We start from the raw sequence: 23,074 nt of genomic DNA, 5'->3' as shown, positions 1-23,074 counted from the left end.
TTTTATGGGGCAGATACACAGGACTTTGCAAAGGCTGTGCCTGCTGCACACAACGTGCGCATCCAAGGGCGTTGGCCGGCAACACAGGTGGAGTTGCGCACCAAATTGGCGCCGCAAAGGCTGTCGAGTGCACGGCCGGCCCTTAAAAAGAGCGCTCGGCGCATGGGGTGCCTATTTAGCCCCCCGCGTCATCCATTGCTACCGAACATGGGCGCTGCGGTCGCCAATCTCTGGCGCCTGGGGACTTGAGCGGGAACAGATGATATGAAGCGAGTCAAGCGTGGTTGGTTTGGGGCAGACCCGGTGAAACCGGTGCAGCTGCCACCGGTAGGGCCGGGGTTTATCAGCATGGACGATGCGGCTCGCTACGCCCATGAGCAGGTGGGCGACAAGCGGGATCAGGAATATGGCGGGGTGATTTTGCAGAGCTTGGCCGATGAGCTTTTTTATGCGACAGACCCTATCGAAGGGGGCGGCAATTTTTTTGACGTGACCTCGGTGTTGAATCGGGACAGCAATAAGCAGTACCTGCACCCCGACGGTTATCGGTGTGTAGCGGATTTTCACTCGCACCCGGATTTTTTCACTGAGTACAAGGAAAACCACCCCGACTTTTCAGATCGCCGGATCAAGGCGTTGAACAGCTTTTACTCAGAAGCAGACCTGGCGGCCAATATTCTGGAGCCGCCTTTTTTTACCGCGTCCTATTTATCCGGTCCTGATGGTTCGCTGTTAAAACATGTCCCTACCCGGTCGGAGGCTGAGCGCCGTTTTGGTGTTTGGCTGGAGCAAAAGGAGCCGTTCGGCCGGCCTGACGGCTATGACGGTGTGGTGGAGAATTTATTCAAGAAAGTGGCCAGTGTCAGCCAACTGTCGATTGTGGTGTCCAATGCTGTGTGGGGTGGGTCTACCGGAGAGGTGCCCGATAACTGGAAGCCCTATCAAGCCTTTACCTCTCCAAACCAGGACCTGCCTGCCTGCGGTCCGGTGCAGGCAAGCCTTGGCGACGCGCTCAGTTATGCCCAGGCGCGGTTGACGGCTACGGCCCGGGCGATTCAGCAAGCCTTTGTGCTCAAGCATGACGACAAGAACCTGTACGCAGTGACCGAGCCGTCAGGCATAAGCGGCCAACAGATCTACGCGCAACACGTATTTCCTGTCGATAAAGATGGCAAGCATCGCCTGCCTGCCCATTTTCATTTGATCGGCATCTACTCGGGTCAGGGTGCCTATGTGGCACTTGCGCAAACCAAGCAGCCTTGGTTATACCGCAGCTTTTTTTCGCCGCCAGAACTGGCCTGGCATCTTTCCCAGGCACGGTTGGCGCCTGAGTTACTCAAGCAAGAAGCCCCGGCTATCTTCCATGCCACCCCGGATGGCGCGTTGTTGAAATACACCTGCACCTTCTCGGTTGCCGAGGCGGCGCTTTATCGGGTTGAGCCCGATGGGGCCGTTGTGGATAACGGCATCGATACGGCCTTGATCGCAGGCAGCCTTCGCCCTCGTGATTTTGTTCTGCGTCTGGCGGCAGCAGGTCGATTGGAGGTGCTCAGGACGAGCACCTTGTGGGACAAGATCGGCCCGGTCGGCGATGACTGGCGCCCATACTCGAAGATTCCCGAACCCCAGTTCAGCCCGGCCTTTATAACAGCCGACGACGCAGCCCGCTGGGCGCACCTGCTTATCGGACAGCGTCGCGATGTCGAGTACGGTGGTGTGATTCTCAAACGCGGCAGCCGCTACTACGCCACTCACCCGGTGGCGGACCAACGCAATAGTTTTGATCATGGGTTGGTGCTGGCCAAGGACAGCGAAGGCAACTTCATCGCCCCTGATGATTACAGCGCCGAGGCGTTTTATCACTCCCATCCGGCGGATGCCGCACAAATTCAGGGCATGTTCCCCAGTTTCACGGCTGACCAGGTACTGCTGTTCAACAACTTCTACTCCGTGGCGGATCAGCTCTTCAGCTTCAAGCACCGAGCGTTCGCCAAGGCTCACTATTTTTCCGGGCCGGACAATGTGCTGCTCAAGTACGTCAGCAGTGGCTCGGCGGTGGAAAAAACCTGGGAGCAACACCTTCGCGCTGGGACAGTTGAAGCCAGCAATGATTTCGAGAACCTTGTCTGGAAGCTGGCCGAGGCGGGGGAGCTATCTGTACTGATTGCACATACGGTTTGGGGGGGCGTACGCGGTCGGGTGAACACCGGCTGGCGAATCAACACACCCGTGACCAGCAGCAGCGCCATACTGCAACAACCCTTTTTCACCTCAGTGTTTCCAAGCCCGGAAACCGCCGTGCTGCGTGCGCTGTTGCTCGCTGGCGCAGCAGGAGAGGGCGCGATGGGGTTTGTCCTCAAGCACACCCGTCAGGATGCCTATGTGGCAACGTTGGCCCAGCCCAAGCGTGATCCGCTGTTTACGCCCAACGACGTGTTTCCAAAACGCGCCGACGGCAACCTTCGATTGCCTTCCCAATACCGGCTGGAGGCGATTTATTTCAATAGCTGGTACGAGCAGGACGAAGTTGCGGCGCGGGAAAAATGGCTGGCGAGTACCTTCTTTACGCCTGCGCAAGTGGTCGCCGCAACCCGCCAGGCGCGGGTGACCCTGGGCATCCAGGATCCGGCCCGTGGGTTGTCCCTGTACATGCACGCCTCGGATGGCGCCTTGTTGACGCTCAAGGTGCCCGAGGCCACCGCCACGACCGAACTGGTCAGGCAAAACAGCGCGGGTGAACTTGACGACAACGGCGCACAAGCGGCAATGGTCGCCGGGACATTGAGCCCGCGCGATTATGTGCGCAGGGTGATTGCAGCGACCGAGCTGTCGGTGGTTCAGGGCGGTGGCTTGTGGCGTACGGTCGGCAGGGTGGAAAACCGTTCCAACCTGCTGATGTCGTTTTTCAAGGCAACGTTGAGCCGTTCGTTTCTCTCGGCACGCGATGCGGCGGTGTATGCCCATGAGCAAATTGGCAACACTCGGGACCGCTACTACGGCGGTTATATCCTCAAGGGCGAAGACGGTCGTTTTGTCATCACTGAGCCTATTGTCAGTGCGGCCAATCCTTTTGCCTTCACGCTGTTCTTTCCAAATAATAACCAAGGGCCGTTGATCCCGCCGGAACCTTTTGTGCTGCACGGGCGTTACGGCTCCCACACCGCGCTGTCGATGGTCGACCCGGCCTGGGTCGCACGGCGTGGCTGGACGCGGGATGAGGCGCAGATCAACCTGCAAGTGTTTTCCGACGATGAAATGTATTCGATCATCCCGGCCGGACGGGTGGCGTACCTGTCGGGCGCGCAGGACTGCTTGTTGGAGTACACCCCAAACAATTCGCCCGAGGAAAAACTGCTGCTGGCCAATATTGGCCCACAGGCCGGTGACAACAGCCTTGGCAAGCGCCTCGACAGCGGGCAGATTCGGCCGGCCGATTGGGTTCGGCGCGTGGCCGAGGCGGGGGACTTCAAGATCATCCAGGGCAACCCGTTATGGGGCCCGCGCTCGGTGGTCTACAACGACTGGTCGCCCAACTATAGCTACGCCCCCAAGTCCGGTCCTCCCGACTACGCCACCTACGGCGCGGTATTCGCCAGCGCCGATGAGGCTGCCCGTAACCTGCATGGGCGAGTGCATGGTCGCAACTTCAAGAATAAGGACTGCTTTGCATTCATCCTCCGGCACCGGGATCGGGAGCAGTTTGTTGCGAGCGAAGTAGTGGGGGCCACCGCTCTGCAAAAGCTCTTCAATCTCGGCAGCCTTTTCGAGCGAGAAGCCGGAGGCGGCTACCAACTGCCCGACGGCTTTGTGTTGCATGGGTTGTTTCGGTCGCAGCAATGGTCGCCCGCGGGGCTGAATACGTCGAGTGCTTGGCTGACCTTGTATTTTGTGATGCCTGAGGTGTTGTACATCGCCCTCTATGAAGCGAACCGCAGTGGCGTGAATGGCCTGCCGATTTATTTCTCAACCCTTGATGGCGCGCTGTTGCAGTATGTGCCTGGCTTGATGGACGTAAAAAGTGGCGGCCTGGTCGACAGGCTGCTGACTCAAGCACGTGCCGAGCTGGACTCCGGCCAGAAGAGTCCCAGGGACTTCGTTAAAGAGTGGGCGATGAGAGGAAATCTCCATGTGCTCCGTACCAGCTTGTTCTGGGATAAAGCCGGGTGGGTCGGCGATGACTGGGCCAGCTACGCAACCTTAATGCCGCGGCGTTTAAGCCCAGCGTTTGCCAACCCCGATGACGCGGCCCGCCATGCCGCGGCCTTAGTCGGCAACGGCTACCGTCGTGCTTATGGTGGGGTGATCCTCAGATTGGTCAATGGGCTGTTTGCCTCGACTGAGCCGCTGGCGCTGCCGCCTCGGGGGCTTGCATTGCACTGGATCTACCCTGAAGTGGCTGCCGATATGGGGCTTTATCCGGGGGGCAGTACCATTGTTGCGCGATACCGGTCCGTGGTGAACCAAGAGGTGCCGTTGCTGCTGTCCGCCACTCAGAAAGCCATCTACAAAACCATGATACCCAGTGCGGTATTGTCGAACCTGTTGCACCGTGAAGCCCACATCAAGCGTGAATATGCGTTCGGTGCCAATGGCTCGATCCTCAGTTACCAACTGTCGGACTCTGCTGTGGAGGCGTTGCTCAAAGACCGCCTGGCGCCCCTGAACCTGATCAAGGGTGATTACGGCGACAACCTCATTGAACAGCAACTGCGCAGCGGCGCGCTTTCGCCGCAAGCCTTTGTGACTGAAGTCGCGAAGGCGGGGCATTTGTATGTGGTGAAGGGCGACCCTGTATGGGGCATGCCCAGGCAGATAAAGACGGAGTTTTTGGCCGGAGTAGGTGAACTCCAAGCCCGGGAAATTCGCCAGGTACCTTTCGACTCGCCCTGCGGCCCGATCTTTACCCGGGCGCTCGATGCCGTGCGCTATGCCCAGCGCCTGTGGAAGCCTCAAGCCGAGGTGGCCTTCGGTTACGTACTTAAGTCGGTGAACAAGCCGCTGTACATGACGACCCTGGCGCTGGTCAGAGAGAACTTTGCCGATTTCAAGCAAGTCTTCAGCAACGGCCAATTGCCCCAAGGGTATGTGCTCGATGGCTTGTACCTCTGTGCTTCCAACGCCTCAATCGCTGCCGCCACTGATGAAATGGCGCAGAGTTTCTTTCCCCCTCAATACATCGCCAAAGCCCTGAACTTCATCACCAGCGCACGCAATGGCACGACGCTGCCGCTGTATTTGTTGTGCAGCGACGGTGCGTTACTTACGTATGTGTTTCCCAAGACGGCGCCACTGTACGAATGGACGAGCAAGGCACACAGTGATCGAACCCAATTGCTCGAAGGTTCGCTAGCGGTGCAAGACTATGTGCGCCGCCTGGCCGCTGCGGGTGAACTGCACATCAGGGTCACCAGCGAGGTGTGGGGCAGGAAAGAGCGGGTCACGGCGCAATGGGTGCCCAAAAAAGCACCCCACGCGTTTGCAGACGACCCCTATTTTCATTCGTTCTGCGGGCCGCTGTTTTCTTATCCCGATGATGCTGCGCGCTATGCCCAAGGCTTGGTGGCACCTTACAAGGGCAAGCAATACTTGGGCGCGGTACTGACGCCAGGGCAAACGCAGGGGTATGTCGCGATTGACCCGGTGGAGGATCAGGGCGCGGGAGGTGCAAGTACCCTGGAACTGTTGTTCTGGATCGATCATGCCGGGTTCGACGTGCCTGACGGCAATGTGCTGAAGACCTACAAAATCGCCGCTGTGCAGGCGTTTTATAAGGCTATTCCTACGACTTCCAGCCAGGGGCCGCTGGACAAAAACCTGTTGAAAAACTTCGTCTCCAAGGATGACTTGAGCGACTACGTGTCGGTGGTCAGGAGCAATCTTCCCGATGCCGAGAGCTGTTACTTGTCTTGCCGGGGTGGTGCTCTGCTCAAGTACAAGCCGGGGTTGGATCCGGCTGAAGCCAGGCTGTTGGGCCCAGGGGCGGCGCCAACCCCCAGTGTACTGGTTAGTCAATTGCAGGTTCTGGGCACGTTGTCAGTGCTGGTCATCGATGCCTTCTGGTCACGGCCAGGAGTGCTGGGTGACGAGTGGAAAGTCCGCGATATGCAGGAGGAGCCTGATGTCAGCAAGTTCTGGTATGACCGTGATGAACTCTGACCTCAGCGCTTGCGCATCAAGCCGATAAAAAACAGCCCGCCAATCGCCGCCGTCGCCACGCCAATGGGCAGGTCTTCGGGGGCGATCAGGGTGCGTGCCGCGACGTCTACCCACACCAGGAACACACTGCCCAGCAGCACGCACACCGGCAGCAATCGCCGGTGCTCGGCCCCGACCAGACGCCGGGCGATGTGCGGCACCATCAGGCCGACAAAGCCGATGGAACCGCTGATGGACACCAGCACGCCCGTCATCAACGAGGCGACCAGGAACACTTTGAGCCGCACGTTGCGCGCGTTCAGGCCCAGGGTCACGGCAGTCTGCTCGCCGGCCATCAGCGCATTCAAAGGGCGCGCCATGCCGAGCAAGAGCAGCAGCCCGAACAGCACGGTGGCGGCCGGAATCGCCAGCAGTTCCCAACGCGCCAGACCCAGGCCGCCGAGCATCCAGAACATCACCGCCGAGGCTGCGCGGTGGTCGCCCATGAACAGCAGCAAGTTGGCCACCGCCATCATCACGAACGATACCGCCACGCCGCACAGCAACAGGCGATCGCTCTCCAGGCGCCCATTGCGGCTGGCTACCGCCAACACCACCAGCATGCTCAGCAAGGCGCCGATAAATGCGGCGATGGGCAGGGTCAACAGGCCAATGACTTCGCCCACATGCAGCACCACGATCACTGCGCCGAGGGTGGCGCCGGAAGTCACGCCGAGCAGGTGGGGGTCGGCCAGCGGGTTACGCGTCACCGCCTGCAATACTGCGCCGATCAGCGCAAGCCCGGCGCCCACCAGCGCACCCAGCAACATGCGCGGTACGCGAATCAGCCAGACGATATGTTCCTGGCCTGCGCTCCAGTTCACCTCACCGACACCGAACGCCTTGTTCAGCAGAATCCGCCACACCACGTCCACCGGCACCGGCGCTGAGCCGAACCCCAGCGAGATCACGCAAGAGAGCAGCAACAAAGCGCCAAGGGCACTTAGCAACAGGACGTAGCGACGGTTGATCATTCGCCGTGAAACCCCTTGGCCAGTGTTTCAACGGCCAGCACGTTGTCGATACCCGGCGTGGCCTGCGCGTAAGGAATCACGATGAAACGTTGGTTCTTGATAGCGTCCACCGATTGCAGCGCCGGGTTGTTGAGCAGGAACTGTTCCTTCTGCTCGGCGGTGATTTCGCTGTAGTCGACAATCACGATCACCTGCGGGTTGCGCTCTACTACGGTCTCCCAGTTGACGCGGGTCCAGCTGGCGTCAATGTCATCGAGGATATTGCGCCCACCCGCAGCGGCGATCAGCGCCTGGGGCATGCCCAGGCGGCCGGAGGTCATGGCGCGGTCTTCGCCGCTGTCATAGAGAAACACCCGTGGTTTGCCTTCGGGCAGGTGCTTTTGCACCTCAGCGATTTGCGCTTGCATCTGTGCGATCAGGGCATTGGCGCGATCTTGCACGTCGAAAATCCTGCCCAGGTTGCGCAGGTCGTTATAGGTGTCTTCCAGGGTCGCGGCCGGGCGCTTCATCACGAAGGCGCACGATTCGGTCAGCTCGTAGACGTTGATGCCCAACGGTTGCAGGGTTTGCGGCGTGAGGTCGCCACCCACGCGCATGCCGTAGTCCCAGCCGGCGAAGAAGAAATCCACGTTGGCGTTGAGCAGGGTTTCCACCGATGGGTACTTGCTCGCCAGCTCCGGCAGGCCGTCGAGGGTCTCGGCCATTTCTGGTGTCACTGACTTCCAGCCGGTCACACCACTGTAGCCGGCCATGTGCGATTTGAGGCCCAGGGCGAGCATCATCTGGGTCATGTTGATGTCGTGGCTGACCGCGTGTTTCGGCGCTTCCTGGAAGGTCACATCGCGGTTGCAGCTTTTGACCGTCACCGGGTAGCGGGTGGCGTCGGCGTACGCTTGAGCAGTGCCGAGTAATAGAGCGAGAGACAGCAGGGAGCGCAGGATCATGGTTGGGTTATCCAGGTGATTCGAGGGTAGCCGGACAAGGGGTGAGTATCGATCAGTGCTTCGACGCCAAACACGTCGCGCAGCAACTCGGCGGTGAGGACTTCGTGGGGCGTACCACTGGCGACGATGCGCCCATGGTTGATCACGTACAGGCGATCACAGAAGGCGGCGGCCAGGTTAAGGTCATGGATGCTGGCCAGTGTGCCGATGTTCAGCCGCTTGACCAGCCTCAGCAGCTCCAGTTGATAGCGCGGGTCGAGGTGGTTGGTCGGCTCGTCGAGGATCAACAACTGAGGTTGCTGCGCCAATGCACGGGCCAGGATCACCCGCTGTTTTTCACCGCCGGAGAGAGTGGCGAAAGCATGCTCTTCAAAGTTCAGCATGCCGACCGAGGCCAGCGCCTGCCGGATCAATTCCAGGTCGTGCAGCGTATTGCTGTCGAACAAGCCTTTGTGAGGCGTGCGACCCATGGCGACGACTTCATCCACACGCAGACCGAAGGCGTCGGGGAATTCCTGCAACACGACAGCAATACGTTGCGCGCACCACTTTGCACGTTGCTTCCACACCTGTTGGTGTTCGAGCAGCACGTCGCCGTGTTCCGGCTTGCTGAAGCGATAAGCACAGCGCAACAGGCTGGTCTTGCCGCTGCCATTGGGGCCGATCAGCCCGACAAACTCGCCCGCACCGACTTGCAAACTGGCGTCATGCAGTTGGAAGCGGTGATTGCAGTGGTCGTGACCGGGTGGGGTCCAGGTCAGGCCAGCGAGGGTGAGTGAAGTCATCAGTGTTCTCTTGTTCAGCACAATTCAAATGTGGGAGCTGGCTTGCCTGCGATAGCTGTCTGCCGGGCACTGATTGAGTGGCTGACCCACCGCTATCGCAGGCAAGCCAGCTCCCACACTGGAGCGCGTGTTGTTCTGTTAAAAGGTGTAATCCGCCGTGACGAAGAACGAACGCGGTTCCCCCAGGATCCACTGCTGGCCATCGTTGTATTGGCTGACGGCGTAGGTGCGGTCGAACAGGTTATTCAGTTGCAGGCCCAACGTGGTGTTGCGCATGGCTTTCCACGATACCGTGGCGTCGACCACGGTGTAGCTCGGTACTTCGCGGGTGTTAGCGGTGTTGGCATACCGTGCGCTGACGTAACGCACACCGGCACCGGCGCGGATGTCGTCGCTCACGGCCTTGCTCAACCAAAGGTTGGCGGTACGGTTTGGCACGTCTACCGGTCGGTTGCCATCGCGGGACACCGGCTGTTGGTTGACGACTTCAGAGAAATCGTCGTACTGCGCCCGCACGAGGGCGGCATTGGCTTGCAGCTGCCAGGCGTTGGGCAGTTGCAGGTCCAGGCTGGCTTCCAGGCCGTTGGAAGATTGTTGGCCGACTTGTTCCTTGAGGTCGGTGCCGGGAATGCTCACCAACAGTTTCTTTTTCACGATGTGATAGGCCGCCAGGGTCCACTCGCCACGCGAATCCCAGAACGCTTGCTTGAAGCCGATTTCGGCCTGCTTGGCGGTAGACAAGCCGAACTGCTGTTGGCTCGGGCTCAGGCTGATCAGGCTGCCGACGCCATCGGTGCTGGTGGCGTACTGGCCGTAAACCGAAGTGTCCGGGGTGATTGCGTAGACCAGGCCGGCTTTCCAGTTATTGCCGGTCAGGGTCTTGTTGGCGTCGTTGTTCTCTACTGTCAGATCATCGCTGTCGATGTGCAGGTAATCACGGCGCACGCCGGTGATCAGTGACAGTTTATCGGTCAGTTGCAGGCGGTTTTCAGCGAAGGCGGCGAGCTGTTTAGTCGTGCTGACGGACTGCGGGACAAACGCGCTGGCGCTTTCAAACGGCTGCGGCACCGGGTGGTTGATATCCACCGGTTGGCCTTGGTCCGTTGCATCGGTGAATGGTGCGTTGCTGGCCAGGCGGAAGCGAATACGGTTGTACTCGACACCTGTCACTGTCCGGCTGTCGAGGCCGAACAGGCTGTGCGCGAAGGTAAAGGTCTGGCGGTCGCCGACCTGTTCCTGGTTGTGCTTGATGCCCAGGTAGTTCTGGCGCACCAAGCCGCCCGCCACAAAGTTATAGCTTTCGGCGTTCTGCCAGCGGCGCTGGTTTTTCAGGTACGACAGTTCGTTGGTGGCGGTGACGTTGTCGTTGATCTGCCACTCGCTGGTCAGGCGCGTCCATTGGTCGTTGTAGTGCAGTGTGTTGTTGCTGACGTTGTAGTTCTTGTCGCGCAGGCTTTTGTGTAACTGGCCGTTGATCAGCGGGGTGCCGTAGTCGTTCTGTGGGCTCTGGTCGCCATAGTCGTGGGCCAGGGTGAAGCTGAGGTTGTCGGCCGGCTGCCAGCGCAGGGCGCCGCTGACGAAGTCGCTGGCCGAGTCGCCACGGTCGATGAAACCGTGGCTGCGCAGGCGGTTGATGTTGAGGCGATAGCTCAGCGTGTCGGTCAGCGAGCCACCGCTGTCCAGGGCTTCCTGTTGGCGGTCATAGGAACCGTAGCCGAGGCGGATGTGGTTTTCGATTTCGCCTTCAAACGGCTTCTTCGAAACGGTGTTGATCACCGCGCCCGTGGCGCCCTGGCCATACATTACCGAAGCCGGGCCGCGCAGAACGTCCACGCGCTCAACCGACCAGGTGTCCACCGGGAAGGTTGAAGTGCCCGCACCCTCGAACATGCGCTGGCCGTCGTACAACTGCAGTACCGAACTTTGCCCGGTAAAACCGCGCGCCTGCAACGAGGTACCGCCGTCGCCCGGCGTGCCGGTGCGGCTGATACCGGTGGCGCGGGAGATGGCGTCCTGCACGCTGGCGTCGCCGCGTTCGCGGATTTTTTCGCCGGTCTGGCTCTCGACACTGCCCGGCGTTTGCAAGGCCGTGAGGTTCAGGCGCGAGCCGGCGGTGGTCGGGGTATTCAAGTCGACGCGTTCATCATCCACGGCCGGCGCAGTCACGGGGCTGGCGGGCAGGGTCAGGGCCTGGGCGCTGTTATGCAAGGCAAGCAGGCACAGGCCGCACGCAAAGTACTTGTTCATCGGTCGATCAATCGCTTCTTGAAGAGGTGCTCGCCGCAGGGCGTGGCGAGCAACGATAACGCAGAAAGTGTTATAAGTTAACACTTATCGGCTGCGGGACAAAAGTCGCGCAAGGCTACAGAAGGGCTCTGTCCTGGGCATCTCGCCTGCTTCATGCCGAACCTGAGGCGGATTCATGTGGGTTGAAAAAGCGCGCCAATACCAGGCGATCCAAAGCCCATACCACGATCAACGAGGCGCCCACCAAGGGGAAAATAATCGCCAGCGCGAGCATGATCACCATCGCGGTTTTCCACCTCGGCAGGTCATGGCGCAACGGCGGAACACCCAGCCCGCCCTGTGGCCGGCGCTTCCACCAGATCACTACGCCACTGACCGCACTGAGCAAAATCATCAGGCAAATCAGCAGCACGATCAGCTGGTTCACCCAGCCGAACATCTTGCCTTCGTGCAGCATCACGCCCGTCTCGGTGGCGCGGGCAACCGTGTTGTAATGTTCCCAACGCACATCGGCCAGCACCTTGCCGGTGTACTGGTCCACGTGCAGGGTGGCGTCGTTGCGCGGGTCGTTGGCAAATACCGCGACCGTGAATACGCCGTCGGCAGTGGTCGGGAACGTGATGCTGTAGCCGGGCTCGACCTTGCGTGCGGTGGCCAGGTCGACCACTTGTTGCAGGCGCAAAGTAGGGGCGGCCGGCGCGTTACTCATAGCGCCGTGCTTCATGTGTTCGGCGTGGTCGCCGGACATCGGCATCGGCGTATTTTCCATGGCCCAGGGCACGGTTTGTTGGCTGGCGGTATTGAGGATGCGTGCCTGCTGGTCGGACTGCGGCACGTTGTTCCACATCGCCGCCGGGAAGGTGTTCCACAGGTCGGCGTATTGCTTGCCCCAGAAGCCGGTCCAAGTCATGCCGCTGAGCAGCATCACCAGCAAAAACGCCGCGCCCCAGAAGCCTGCAACCGCATGCATGTCGCGCCAGAACACACGGCCGCGACGGCTGAACCGTGGCCACAACACACCGGCCGACGACGTGCCGCGAGGCCACCACAGGTACACGCCGGACACCACCAGCATCACGCCCCAACCGGCGGCGAGCTCCACCAGGCGATCACCCACGGTGCCGATCATCAGCTCACCGTGCAGTGCCCGGGCGATGGCTTGCAGGTTGTTTTTTGCGTCCTGTTCGCCGAGTACGGTGCCGCGATACGGGTCAACAAACACCGTCACTTCGCGCCCGCCCTCATGCATCACAAATTGCGCGCTGCTGGTGGCGTCGGCCGGCGGCAGGTACTTGCTGATTTTGCCTTGGGGGAAGGCTGCCTGTGCCCGTTGCAATTGTTCGTCGGCACTCAAGGCGTGCTCGGCGCTTTGCACCTTGAGCAGGTCGCCATACATCAATGGGTCGAGCTGGGGTTTGAACAGGTAGATGATGCCGGTCAGGGCCAGCAGCACCATGAAAGGGGCGACGAAGAGCCCGGCGTAGAAGTGCCAGCGCCAGGCGAGGTTGTAGAAGGAAATCTTTTGAGTGGTCATCAGGGTGCTCCGCAAGGCATTATTTTTTTTGGGTCAGTTATGCCGCCATCGGGAGCAAGCCCCCTCCCACATTTTGATTTGTGAATACATTCAAATGTGGGAGGGGGCTTGCTCCCGTTGCTGTTAGAAACTCATATCGACTTTGGTCCAGAGCGTGCGTCCCGGCTCCTTGATGGCTTGCGGGTCGTTGGCCGGGTAGCCGAACCCGGCATTGCCGGCCAGGTTAAGGTGCTCGGCGTAAGCTTTGCCGAACAGGTTGTCGACGCCGGTGCTGACCTTGAAGTTTTTATTGATGCGGTACGCGGCGTTCAGCGAGAACACGCCAAAGCCGGCGCTTTTATCGAAGTCCTTGCCGACCACGTTGCCTTTGTTCTGGTCGATGCGGTTTTGCGCCGCGACCACTCGCCACAAGGCGCCGGCGCTCCAGTCATCCTGGCTGTAAGTCAGGCCGAAACGTGCATCCAACGGCGGCATCTGTGGCAGTGCCTTGCCGTCACTGCTGTTTTTGCCCCAGGCATAGGCGAGCGTGGCGTCGGCCTTCCAGTGACGGGTCAACTTGTAGGCCGTACCGAGTTCGCCGCCCATGATCCGCGCGTCGACATTGCGAGCCTGGGAGGTGGTGCCCATCATTCCGGGCTTGTAGTCGAACAGGATGAAATCGCGCACCTGGCCGACATAACCCGAGGCCCAGGCTTCGAGGTCGGCGGTTTTGTATTGGGCGCCAAAGTCGAGCTGGGTGGTCTTCTCTGGCTTCACGCCGTCGAAGGCATTCACCGAACCCACCGCGCCGGTGTTGGGGGAAAACAGCTCCCAGTAATCCGGGAAACGTTCCGAGTGGCCCAGGCCGGCGTAGACGGTGGTGGGCGTGTCGGCCAAGTCGTGTTCATAACGCACGAAGCCCGATGGCAAGGTGTCGGCGCGTGTGTCGTCGGCGGTCGGGTTGGGCCGGGCCATCGTTCCCGAGCCGGTGGTTTGCCGGAAGTCCTTGGCCGAGGCGCGGTCCAGGCGCGCGCCGGTGATCAGGCGGTCGCGGTCCGCGGCGTACCAGGTCAGTTCGCCAAACACACCGTAGTTATGGAAATTGGCGTCCTTGTTACGCGGCACATCCTTATAGGTATCGACGCCCATGCCCATGCGTTTGCGGTGTTCGTCTGTCTGCGCATCCAGGCCGCCGATCAGTTGCACATCGGCCCAGCGCCAGGTTGCCTTGATCCGCGCACCCAAGGTGCGCCGGTCGACGTTGGAGGCCATGGGGCCAGCCATCATCCCGGTGCCCGACGGTGTGCGCAGGCTGTAGTTGTCCATCACGTGGTCGGCGTAGTTGTAGTAAACCTGGGCTTCGACCTTATCCAGCACCTCACCGATGTTGGACTTCTCGAAGCGCAGCCCCAGGCTTTCCCGCAGGAACTGCGAACCGTCCATGCCGCGCGCGGCGTAGCGTGCTTCGCCATCGCCACGCCCGGCGGTGAGTTCCAGCAGGGTGTCGGCGTCAGGGGTGAAACCGACGGCGACGTCGCCGTTCCACTTGTCGTAGCGCGAGGCGACGGTGTGGTTATTGCCGTCTTTGTAATCGTCGGCGTGCGCCTGGTTACCGATCACTCGCACGTAACCCAATGGGCCACCGGCGGCGGCATCGATGACTTTATCGAAGCGCCCGTTGGAACCGGCCAGCACACTGGCGTTGACCCGCGTGCCCAACTCGCCGAACTGCTCCGGCTCGCGCTCGAACAGGATGGTGCCGGCCGACGCGCCCGGGCCCCAGAGCACGGTTTGCGGGCCTTTGATCACGGTGAGCTTGTCGTAGGTTTCCGGCGAGATATATGAGGTGGGCGCATCCATTCGGCCCGGGCAGGCGCCGAGCATCACGCCGCCGTTGGTGAGGATATTCAGGCGCGAGCCGAACATGCCGCGCAGCACAGGGTCGCCGTTGGTACCGCCGTTGCGCACCAGGGCGAAGCCCGGGATGGTCTTGAGGTAGTCGCCGCCATCACTGGCCGGCACCGGTTGGCGTGGGTCTTTCGGGTTAGTAATAACGGTCAGCGGCGAGCTGGGAGCGATCGCCGTGATGACGGTGGGGCTTAGTTCGTGATCTTCAGCCTGTGCATGTGGCACCAACAGTGTGCCAAGCAGAACAGCGAAAACAGGGGTGCATCCCAAACGGGTGTCAGCAGAAAACCTGGACATGAAAAATTCCATCAATCATTCGTAAACAACACGGCCAGCAGCCTGCGGCTGTCTGTCTAAAGTCGGCCGGGGTGAAGTAACGCGATGAGGTGTTTACGAGGCGATGGGCGGGGCGCGGCTGCGGGCGCCGGGGAAGATGCTCTGCCGGGCATGGCCCAGGCGCGGGGCGGGAGTGAGGGCGGTAGCCGACGGCGGGGTGCCGAGGATGACATAGGACACACTGCCGGGCAGGGCCGGGCAACTGAACAGCAGGCTGCAATAGCCGCACTTTTCCCAGAGGACGTGGTGTTCGTCCGGCGCTTTGCTTGGCTTGGGTTCGCCATGGCAGCCGGGCATCTCCATGGACATGGACATGCTCATCGACATACCGGCGTGATGATCCATCGGCATCGCTTGGGAAATCAGCGGACCGATAAAGATCATCAGCATGGCGAACAGGCTGATCCAACTGCCGCGCATCAGGCTCATGGGCCTGCGGCGCTGCGGGGATAACCTGGCGCGTGGGGCGCCCATCGATGTTGGCCTATTGAGCGTGCATATGCTCGTGGCCAGCCATCGGCGGCGCTTTCTGTACCGAGACTTCCACGCGTACCTTGCCGGCTTTTTCGAAGGTCAGGGTCAGTGGGAATTGCTTGCCATCGGCCAACAGGCTGCGGTCCTTAAGGCCCAGTAACATCACGTGATAGGCCATCGGTGCGAAGGTCAAGTCACCCTTGGCCGGTACGGCAACGCTGGGCACTTGTTGCATCTTCATCAAGTCGCCCTGCATCACATGCTCATGCAGCTCGGCCTTATCCGCTACTGGCGTTTCGACACTGAGCAGGCGGTCCGGGGTAACACCGGTGTTATGAATCACGAAATACGCCGCAACCGTGGGCGCATTGGGCGGCAACTCCTGGGACCAGGGGTCGCTGACGAGCAGGTCGCCGGCCTTGTAGTCATCGGCATTGGCAGCAACACACACCGGCAGCAACAACGCAGCCAGAAGCAGGGAAGATTTGAGCATGGCAGTTCTCCAGAACGGTTCTAAACGCAGTTCACTTGCGAAGAAATCAGACCGTTGGAGAGGCGCGCGGGTTGAGGCTCGGCCATTGCTGGCGCGGGGTTGGGGCTTGCAGTGACGGCGGCGGCAAGCTCTGCACCGCGTCGAACCGTGTGACATACAACTGCGGCACATGCCCCGGCAGCGCCACTAATGGCGGTGAGCCCGAGCAGCACCAGCAATGCTGCATGGTGGAATGATCGTCCTGCTGCGGCGCCGGAATTTCCAGTTTGCCCAGGGCAATGGTTTTCAGGCTGGCGCCATTGGACGAACAAAAGCTGCCCCACAGCAATTGCTGGATAGGGTCTTTGGACTGCTGCATCGCGCTGGCCATCGGCATGGCAAAGGCGTTGAACAGCACTGCAAAGCAGGCGATCCAGGCAATTGCAAAGCGTTGACGGGCCATGGCGGACAATCCGTAGGGTTAAGCGATCAGGTGGGTATTTAGCCTGATCGGTAAGGATAAGTAAAAAAGCGCGGTGTGGTTTGGTGTCGCAGTGGTTGCCTTCATGATAGTCGGGAACCACAGATTGCCAATTTTGCCGGAGGGTCGCGACATCCAGCCTGACGCTGAACCCTGTGGGAGCTGGCTTGCCTGCGATCGCATCACCTTGGCCTAACGGGAAGACCGAGGCGTCTGCATCGCAGGCAAGCCAGCTCCCACAGTTTGGATTGTGCTCGGCTATTGCTTGGCACTAAGCCTGCTGGTTGCGCGAGCAATGGGGAATTGCTCGGCGTTGCGCAGTTGATTGAGTTGGCGCAGTTGCTGGCTGATCGAGTGCATGCGGGCGTCGGGCAGACGAAAACAGCAGCCTGATAACGCAGTCCCACACCGGACAGGTGGTGTTTAGAGAGGGTTGACGGCCTGTAGCACCGCAGCCACGGATGTGAATTCTCGATCCACCACAGCCAGCACCGGCCGCTTCAACACCAGTACCGGCACCCCACGCTCCCGCGCCACTTCCAGCTTCGGCTCAGTGGCCGCACTGCCACTGTTCTTGCTGATCAGCACATCAATCCCACGCCGCTCAAACAATGCGCGCTCGTCCTCGATGAGAAACGGCCCACGCGCGCCGATGACTTCACAGCGCGCATTTCCCGGATATACATCCAATGCGCGCAGCGTCCAGAATTGAGCGGCGGGGATTTCATCAAGATGCTGCAACGGCTCGCGCCCCAGCGTAAACAACGGGCGTTTGAAGGGCTTCAACGCGTCAACCAGCTCGGCCCAATCACTGACCTCACGCCAGTCATCGCCTGCCTGAGGTTGCCACGCCGGTCGGCGCAACGCCCAGCAAGGAATGCCACACAGCCTTGCAGCCTCGGCGGCATTGCGGCTGATCTGAGCGGCATACGGATGGGTTGCGTCGAGAGTCAGGCTGATGTGTTCATCACGAACAAACTGCGCGAGGCCCTCAACACCACCGTAACCGCCGACACGCACTTGGCACGTGAGGTCCGTCGGCACGCGGCCCACGCCCGCCAAACTATAGATATGCTCCGGCCCCAGCGTACGGGCAATGGCCAGTGCTTCAGTGACGCCGCCCAGCAGCAGGATGCGTTTCATAGTGGCTTGATCACTTCCAGCAGGGTGATTGGCAACGCCTGGCGCCAGGTGTCGAACTCACCCAGCGGCTGGGCCTGCGCCACATGAATGCGGGTCAGCTCGCCGCCATGTTGGGCGCGCCAGGCCATCAGGGTCATTTCGCTTTGCAGGGTCACGGCATTGGCGACCAGACGCCCGCCGGGGCGCAGGTGTTGCCAGCAGGTGTCGAGCACGCCGTCGCGGGTGACGCCGCCGCCGATGAAGATCGCGTCCGGTGCTTCCAAACCGTGCAGAACGTCCGGCGCCTTGCCACGAATCAATTGCAAACCGGGTACGCCGAGGGCGTCGCGGTTGTGTTCGATCAGGCCTTGGCGGCCTTCGTCGGCTTCGATGGCCAGCGCACGGCAACTGGGGTGCGCGCGCATCCATTCAATACCGATGGAGCCACTCCCCGCGCCTACATCCCAGAGCAGTTCGCCGGGCATGGGCGCGAGGCGCGCGAGCGTCATGGCCCGCACATCGCGCTTGGTCAGTTGGCCGTCGTGCTTGAACGCCGCATCCGGCAGACCGGCGAGGCGCGACAGGCGTGGGGTATTGGCGTCGGCGAGGCAATCGATGGCGACCACATTCAAATCGGCCACCGAGGCCTGCTGCCAGTCCTGAGCCACGCTATTGATACGCTGCTCATCCGCACCGCCGAGGTGTTCGAAGACGCTGATACGGCTTGGCCCGAACCCGAATTCAACCAGCAGCGCGGCAATCGCCGCAGGGCTGCGCCCGTCATTGCTCAACACCAGCAGGCGCACACCGCTGGCCAGGTGCGCATTCAGCGCCGCCAGCGGCCGGGCGACCACAGACACGGTCACCACCTCCTGCAACGGCCAACCCAACCGCGCCGCCGCCAGGGACACGGACGATGGCGCTGGCAAAATCAGCAACTCCTCAGCCGTCAGCTGCCGCGCCAGGCTGGCTCCCACGCCGTAGAACATCGGGTCGCCGCTGGCCAGTACACACACCGGTTCGCCGCGCCGCGCCAGCACCGGCTCCAGGGAAAACGGGCTCGGCCACAGCTGGCGTTCACCACGAATACACACCGGCAAGAGGTCCAACTGACGTTGGCCGCCTATAATTCGGGAGGCGCGCAACAAGGCATGCCGGGCATTTCTGCCCAGCCCCTTAAAGCCGTCTTCACCGATGCCTACTACCGTCAGCCAGGGCGACATATGAATTCCTTGAACGACATCCGACGGGCAGGCTTTTCATGCCGCCGGACAAAGCAGGCATAATACCGCGCCTTTACCCGTCAACCGGTAGCCCCGTGAACCCAACGCCTGCTCTGAACACCTTGCGCCCCTCGGCCTGTCCGGGGTTGCTGCGTATCGTCCAGGCGTTGGATGGCGGCATTTGCCGGATCAAATTGGCCGGCGGTTCGATCAGCGCCTCCCAGGCCCATGCGGTGGCGGACGCCGCCCAGGCCTATGCGGGCGGGGTGATTGAGGCGACCAACCGCGCCAACGTGCAGATTCGCGGGATCGGTGCCGAGCAGGACGCCTTGATTGCAATGCTCCTTGCCGCAGACCTGGGCCCGAACAACGCCGCCGGTGACGACGTGCGCAACCTGATGCTCAGCCCCAGCGCCGGTGTCGACCCGCACATGCTGTTCGACACCCGCCCGCTGGCTGATCAGATCCTCGCCACCCTGCAAAACCATCCACGCTTCCATGAGCTGTCGGCCAAGTTCGCCGTGCAATTGGATGGCGGCGAAGCCCTGGCCATGCTTGAACACCACCATGACCTGTGGCTGTCGGCCTTTGAGCGCGAGGGCGAGACACTGCTTGCGTTCGGTCTGGCCGGCTGCCCTGGGCTGGATGCGCCGCTGGCCGCCGTGCCGTTGGCGCAGGGCCATGGGTTGGTGGTGGCGGTGTTGGAGCGGTTTCTCGACCTGGCGACGCCTGCGCAAACCCGGATGCGGCATTTGCCTGTGGATAACTTCTTGAGCCGTCTGAACCTGCCGTTGCTGCCGGTTGATGGTTTCAAGCGCCCGGCCAGCGGGGCTCTGCTGCATCTGGGTACTTATCCACAGCGGCAAAAAGATTACGTGTACGTCGCCGCCGTTGCACCGCTGGGACGGCTGGACTCAAGCATGCTCAAGGGCGCCGCCAAACTGGCCAGTGACTACGGCGACGGCACGCTGCGTTTCACGCCCTGGCAAGGTCTGCTGCTGCCCAACGTACACGCCGATAAGGCCGCCACTGTCACCGATCACCTGCAGCAGCTGGGCTTTCTCTGCTCAGTCGAGCAACCGCTGGCACGCATGATCGCCTGCACCGGCTCAAGCGGCTGCGGCAAAGGCCTGGCCGACACCAAGGCCGACGCCGTGCAACTGGCCGCCCTGCAACCCGGTCATGACGTGCACCTGTCCGGCTGCCTGCGTTCCTGCGCCGCGGCGCATGTCGCGCCGGTCACCTTGCTGGCGGTGAGTCCCGGCCACTACGACCTCTATTTTCGCGATGCAGCCGAGCAAGGTTTCGGCCGGCTGCACGCGCGCACTCTTTCCATTGAAGCGGCGGGCGCCCTGTTACGCGCACGCTCACGGAGCAACACCGATGATTGATTACATCCGCGACGGTCAGGAGATCTATCGCAACTCCTTCGCCATTATTCGCGCGGAAGCCAAGTTGGACCGCATCCCGGCCGACCTGGAAAAACTCGCGGTGCGGGTGATTCATGCGTGCGGCATGGTCGAGGCCATCGACGGCCTGCAGTTCTCCATCGGTGCCGGCAAGGCCGGGCGCGAGGCGCTGGCCGCCGGCGCGCCGATTCTGTGTGATGCGCGAATGGTCTCCGAAGGCGTGACCCGCGCGCGCCTGCCAGCCAACAATGAAGTGATCTGCACCTTGCGCGACGACAGCGTGCCGGACTTGGCGCGGGAATTGGGCAACACCCGTTCCGCCGCCGCGCTGGAACTGTGGCGCCCGCACCTGGAAGGCAGCGTGGTGGTGATCGGCAACGCGCCGACCGCCTTGTTCTACCTGCTGGAAATGCTCGATGCCGGCGCGCCGAAACCGGCATTGATCCTGGGTTTTCCGGTGGGGTTTGTCGGCGCCGCCGAATCCAAGGCGATGCTGGCGGCCGACAGCCGTGGCGTACCGTTCGTGATCATGCAAGGCCGCCTCGGCGGCAGTGCCATGGCCGCCGCTGCGGTCAACGCCTTGGCCACGGAGGTCGAATAATGCAGGCACGTGGACGGTTGATTGGCCTGGGCGTGGGCCCCGGCGACCCGGAGCTGATTACCCTCAAGGCCCTGCGCCTGCTACGCGAATCGCCGGTGGTGGCGTACTTCGTGGCCAAGGGCAAGAAGGGCAATGCCTTCGGCATCATCGAAGACCACCTGGTGGCGCAGCAGACCCTGATGCCGCTGGTGTACCCGGTGACCACGGAAGTGCTGCCGGCACCGATGTCTTATGAACAAATCATCAGCGACTTCTACGACACTGCCAGCATGGACGTGGCCGCGCACTTGGACGCCGGCCGTGATGTGGCGGTGATTTGCGAAGGCGACCCGTTCTTCTACGGTTCCTACATGTACCTGCACGACCGTCTGGCCGAGCGTTATGACGCGCAAGTTATCCCTGGCGTGTGCTCCATGCTCGGCGGCGCCTCGGTGCTCGGCGCACCGTTGGTGTATCGCAATCAGAGTCTGTCGGTGCTTTCCGGTGTGTTGCCCGCTGACGACCTCAAGCGGCGCCTGGCGGATGCCGATGCGGCGGTGATCATGAAGCTGGGCCGCAACTTCCCCAAGGTGCGCCAGGTGCTGGAAGAACTCGGTTTGGCCGAGCGCGCGCTCTACGTGGAGCGCGCGACCATGGCTAACCAGAAAATCGTGGCGCTGGATCAGGTCGACCCGGCGTCTTCGCCGTACTTCTCGCTGATCATCGTGCCGGGTGAAAGGTGGCAAGGTTGATGTGCCCGGCGATTGTCATTCTGGGCCAGGGCAGCCTGGCGACTGCGCGCAAGATTCAACAGGTTTACCCGGGCGCGCTGATCCATGGCCTGGCCGGACGGGTTGAAGGTGCGGACCACACGTACAGCGAGTTCGGCGCAACCTTGCGCCAGCTTTATCAACAAGGCACGCCGTTGATCGCCCTGTGCGCGGCCGGCATCGTCATCCGCACCCTGGCGCCGCTATTGCTCGAAAAGGGTGAAGAACCTGCAGTGCTGGCCGTCGCTGAAGATGGCAGTGCCGTGGTGCCGTTGCTCGGTGGCCTGGGCGGTGTGAACGTCATGGCGCGAGACATCGCGGCAGCGTTGGGCGTAGCCGCTGCAATCACTACCAGCGGCGAGCTGCGTTTCGGCACTTGCCTGCTCAACCCGCCCGCGGGTTACCAACTGGCCGACCTGGAGCTGGGCAAACGCTTCGTCTCCGACCTGCTCGCCGGAGAAAGCGTGCGCATTGAAGGCGCGGCGCCCTGGCTGGATCAGGCCAATCTGCCGCAGGATCAGCACGCACGCTTGGCGATTCACGTGGGCAGCGCCGCGCGTGTGGCGGCGGACAACGAATTACTGATTTACCCGAAGACGGTGTGCGTAACTTGTAAGCCTGGTGCGCAGTTGGCCGAGCGTGTGCGTGCCGCGTTGCACCATGCCGGCATTGCTGTGCAATCCCTGGCCTGCCTGCTGGCCAGCGCTACGCAAATGGCCGACGCTTCCTTGCCCGACGCTGCATTGGAATTAGGGGTGCCGTTGCGTTTCGCTGACGTGGAGCAAGACGCGGACATCGTTATCAGCGTTGCAGAGCAACCTCTGGACCTGTCGCTCGTCGGCCGTCCGCGTGGCCGTCTCGCGGTGATTGGCCTGGGCCCGGGCGCGGCCGAGTTGATGGTCCCGGCCGTCAAGGCTGAACTGGCACGCTGCACCGATGTGCTGGGCTACGAAACCTACGTGCGCATGGCCGGGCCGTTCCGCAATGACCAGGTGCAGCATTGCACCGATAACCGCGAAGAAATGCAGCGCGCGCGTCATGCCTTTGAGCTGGCCGCGCAAGGGCGCTCAGTGGTGGTGGTGTCGTCCGGCGACCCCGGCGTGTTTGCCATGGCAGCTGCTGTCATCGAGGCCTTGCACGAGTCGAGCGACCCGGCCTGGCATCAAGTCGACCTGGAGATTCTGCCGGGCGTCTCGGCCTCGCTGGCCACCGCCGCTCAAGCGGGTGCGCCGCTGGGGCATGACTTCTGCGTGATGTCGCTGTCGGACAACCTCAAGCCTTGGTCGATCATCGAAAAGCGCTTGGACCTTGCATCCCAGGCCGACCTGGCCCTGGCGTTCTATAACCCCATCTCGCGCTCGCGACCGTGGCAACTGGGGCGCGCCCTGGAAATCGTCGCCTTGCATCGCACGCCGCAGACGCCGGTAGTGCTGGGGCGTGACATCGGCCGCCCAGGCCAGACCCTGCGTGTCACCACGCTTGGGCAACTGACGCCTGAGCAGGTCGACATGCGCACCATGGTGCTGATTGGCTCGTCCACCACCTGCGTGTTTGCGCGGGCCGGTGGCGGGGAGTGGGTGTACACGCCGCGTTGGTATGGCGAGAAACCTGCCTGCTGAAAGCGGTCTGTCGTACGCAAGA

16 protein-coding genes are annotated in these 23,074 nt (G+C 61.7%); 5 read left to right on the top strand and 11 right to left on the bottom strand.

Annotated features, from left to right (window positions below):
• The first annotated feature begins 264 nt into the window (after positions 1–264).
• Positions 265–6,156 carry a DUF4329 domain-containing protein gene (locus tag ACDZ94_RS05560; protein WP_432751180.1) on the top strand — a complete coding sequence of 1,964 codons (5,892 nt, stop codon included), beginning with the start codon at positions 265–267 and terminating at the stop codon, positions 6,154–6,156.
• Between the two features lie 2 nt (positions 6,157–6,158).
• Here ACDZ94_RS05560 and ACDZ94_RS05555 read toward each other — a convergent pair whose 3' ends face one another.
• The 11 genes from ACDZ94_RS05555 to ACDZ94_RS05505 all read right to left on the bottom strand — a co-directional run bounded on the left by ACDZ94_RS05555 (position 6,159) and on the right by ACDZ94_RS05505 (position 18,674).
• Entirely contained in the window at positions 6,159–7,169 is a 1,011-nt protein-coding gene (locus ACDZ94_RS05555; protein ID WP_221293796.1) for a FecCD family ABC transporter permease, read from the bottom strand.
• The gene (locus ACDZ94_RS05550; protein ID WP_262666901.1) at positions 7,166–8,113 is read right to left on the bottom strand and encodes an ABC transporter substrate-binding protein; all 948 of its coding nucleotides are present in this window, start codon (positions 8,111–8,113) and stop codon (positions 7,166–7,168) included. Before ACDZ94_RS05550 ends, ACDZ94_RS05555 begins: the two co-directional genes overlap by 4 nt.
• On the bottom strand, positions 8,110–8,898 hold the full coding sequence (locus ACDZ94_RS05545) for an ABC transporter ATP-binding protein (RefSeq protein ID WP_221293798.1): 789 nt from the start codon (positions 8,896–8,898) through the stop codon (positions 8,110–8,112). The genes ACDZ94_RS05550 and ACDZ94_RS05545 overlap by 4 nt, the downstream gene beginning before the upstream one ends.
• Positions 8,899–9,036: 138 nt before the next feature.
• Positions 9,037–11,145, bottom strand: coding sequence for a TonB-dependent receptor (locus ACDZ94_RS05540; RefSeq protein ID WP_432751179.1), 2,109 nt, complete (start codon positions 11,143–11,145; stop codon positions 9,037–9,039).
• 151 nt (positions 11,146–11,296) lie between these two features.
• On the bottom strand, positions 11,297–12,679 hold the full coding sequence (locus ACDZ94_RS05535; RefSeq protein WP_432751178.1) for a PepSY-associated TM helix domain-containing protein: 1,383 nt from the start codon (positions 12,677–12,679) through the stop codon (positions 11,297–11,299).
• A gap of 123 nt (positions 12,680–12,802) precedes the next feature.
• A complete protein-coding gene (locus ACDZ94_RS05530) occupies positions 12,803–14,863 on the bottom strand; it encodes a TonB-dependent copper receptor (RefSeq protein WP_432751177.1) in 2,061 nt (686 codons plus the stop codon).
• Between the two features lie 93 nt (positions 14,864–14,956).
• Positions 14,957–15,322 carry a DUF2946 domain-containing protein gene (locus ACDZ94_RS05525; protein ID WP_221296026.1) on the bottom strand — a complete coding sequence of 122 codons (366 nt, stop codon included), beginning with the start codon at positions 15,320–15,322 and terminating at the stop codon, positions 14,957–14,959.
• Positions 15,323–15,386: 64 nt separating this feature from the next.
• Positions 15,387–15,869 carry a copper chaperone PCu(A)C gene (locus ACDZ94_RS05520; protein ID WP_064450470.1) on the bottom strand — a complete coding sequence of 161 codons (483 nt, stop codon included), beginning with the start codon at positions 15,867–15,869 and terminating at the stop codon, positions 15,387–15,389.
• Between the two features lie 46 nt (positions 15,870–15,915).
• Positions 15,916–16,311 (bottom strand): DUF2946 domain-containing protein, encoded by a 396-nt coding sequence (locus ACDZ94_RS05515; RefSeq protein ID WP_064450471.1) that lies wholly within the window; start codon positions 16,309–16,311, stop codon positions 15,916–15,918.
• A 441-nt stretch (positions 16,312–16,752) separates the two neighbouring features.
• Complete coding sequence (locus tag ACDZ94_RS05510; RefSeq protein WP_432751176.1) at positions 16,753–17,472, bottom strand: cobalt-precorrin-6A reductase; 720 nt, start codon at positions 17,470–17,472, stop codon at positions 16,753–16,755.
• On the bottom strand, positions 17,469–18,674 hold the full coding sequence (locus tag ACDZ94_RS05505; RefSeq protein WP_064450473.1) for a bifunctional cobalt-precorrin-7 (C(5))-methyltransferase/cobalt-precorrin-6B (C(15))-methyltransferase: 1,206 nt from the start codon (positions 18,672–18,674) through the stop codon (positions 17,469–17,471). Before ACDZ94_RS05505 ends, ACDZ94_RS05510 begins: the two co-directional genes overlap by 4 nt.
• 38 nt (positions 18,675–18,712) lie before the next feature.
• On the opposite strand from ACDZ94_RS05505, the gene cobG reads away from it, so the two are divergent.
• The 4 genes from cobG to cobJ are packed head-to-tail and all read left to right on the top strand — an operon-like array spanning position 18,713 to position 23,052.
• On the top strand, positions 18,713–20,065 hold the full coding sequence (gene cobG / locus ACDZ94_RS05500) for a precorrin-3B synthase (protein WP_064450474.1): 1,353 nt from the start codon (positions 18,713–18,715) through the stop codon (positions 20,063–20,065).
• A complete protein-coding gene (locus ACDZ94_RS05495; protein WP_064450475.1) occupies positions 20,058–20,684 on the top strand; it encodes a precorrin-8X methylmutase in 627 nt (208 codons plus the stop codon). The genes cobG and ACDZ94_RS05495 overlap by 8 nt, the downstream gene beginning before the upstream one ends.
• Entirely contained in the window at positions 20,684–21,415 is a 732-nt protein-coding gene (locus ACDZ94_RS05490) for a precorrin-2 C(20)-methyltransferase (RefSeq protein ID WP_128591455.1), read from the top strand. The genes ACDZ94_RS05495 and ACDZ94_RS05490 overlap by 1 nt, the downstream gene beginning before the upstream one ends.
• Positions 21,415–23,052, top strand: a complete 1,638-nt coding sequence (gene cobJ / locus ACDZ94_RS05485) for a precorrin-3B C(17)-methyltransferase (RefSeq protein ID WP_432751175.1) — start codon at positions 21,415–21,417, stop codon at positions 23,050–23,052. Before ACDZ94_RS05490 ends, cobJ begins: the two co-directional genes overlap by 1 nt.
• Positions 23,053–23,074 lie beyond the last annotated feature (22 nt).

This window comes from Pseudomonas sp. UBT (assembly GCF_050915955.1).
Lineage (GTDB): Bacteria > Pseudomonadota > Gammaproteobacteria > Pseudomonadales > Pseudomonadaceae > Aquipseudomonas > Aquipseudomonas antarctica_A.
The sequence above is the reverse complement of the archived record's forward strand: the minus strand, read 5'-3'. Positions and strand labels throughout refer to the sequence as shown.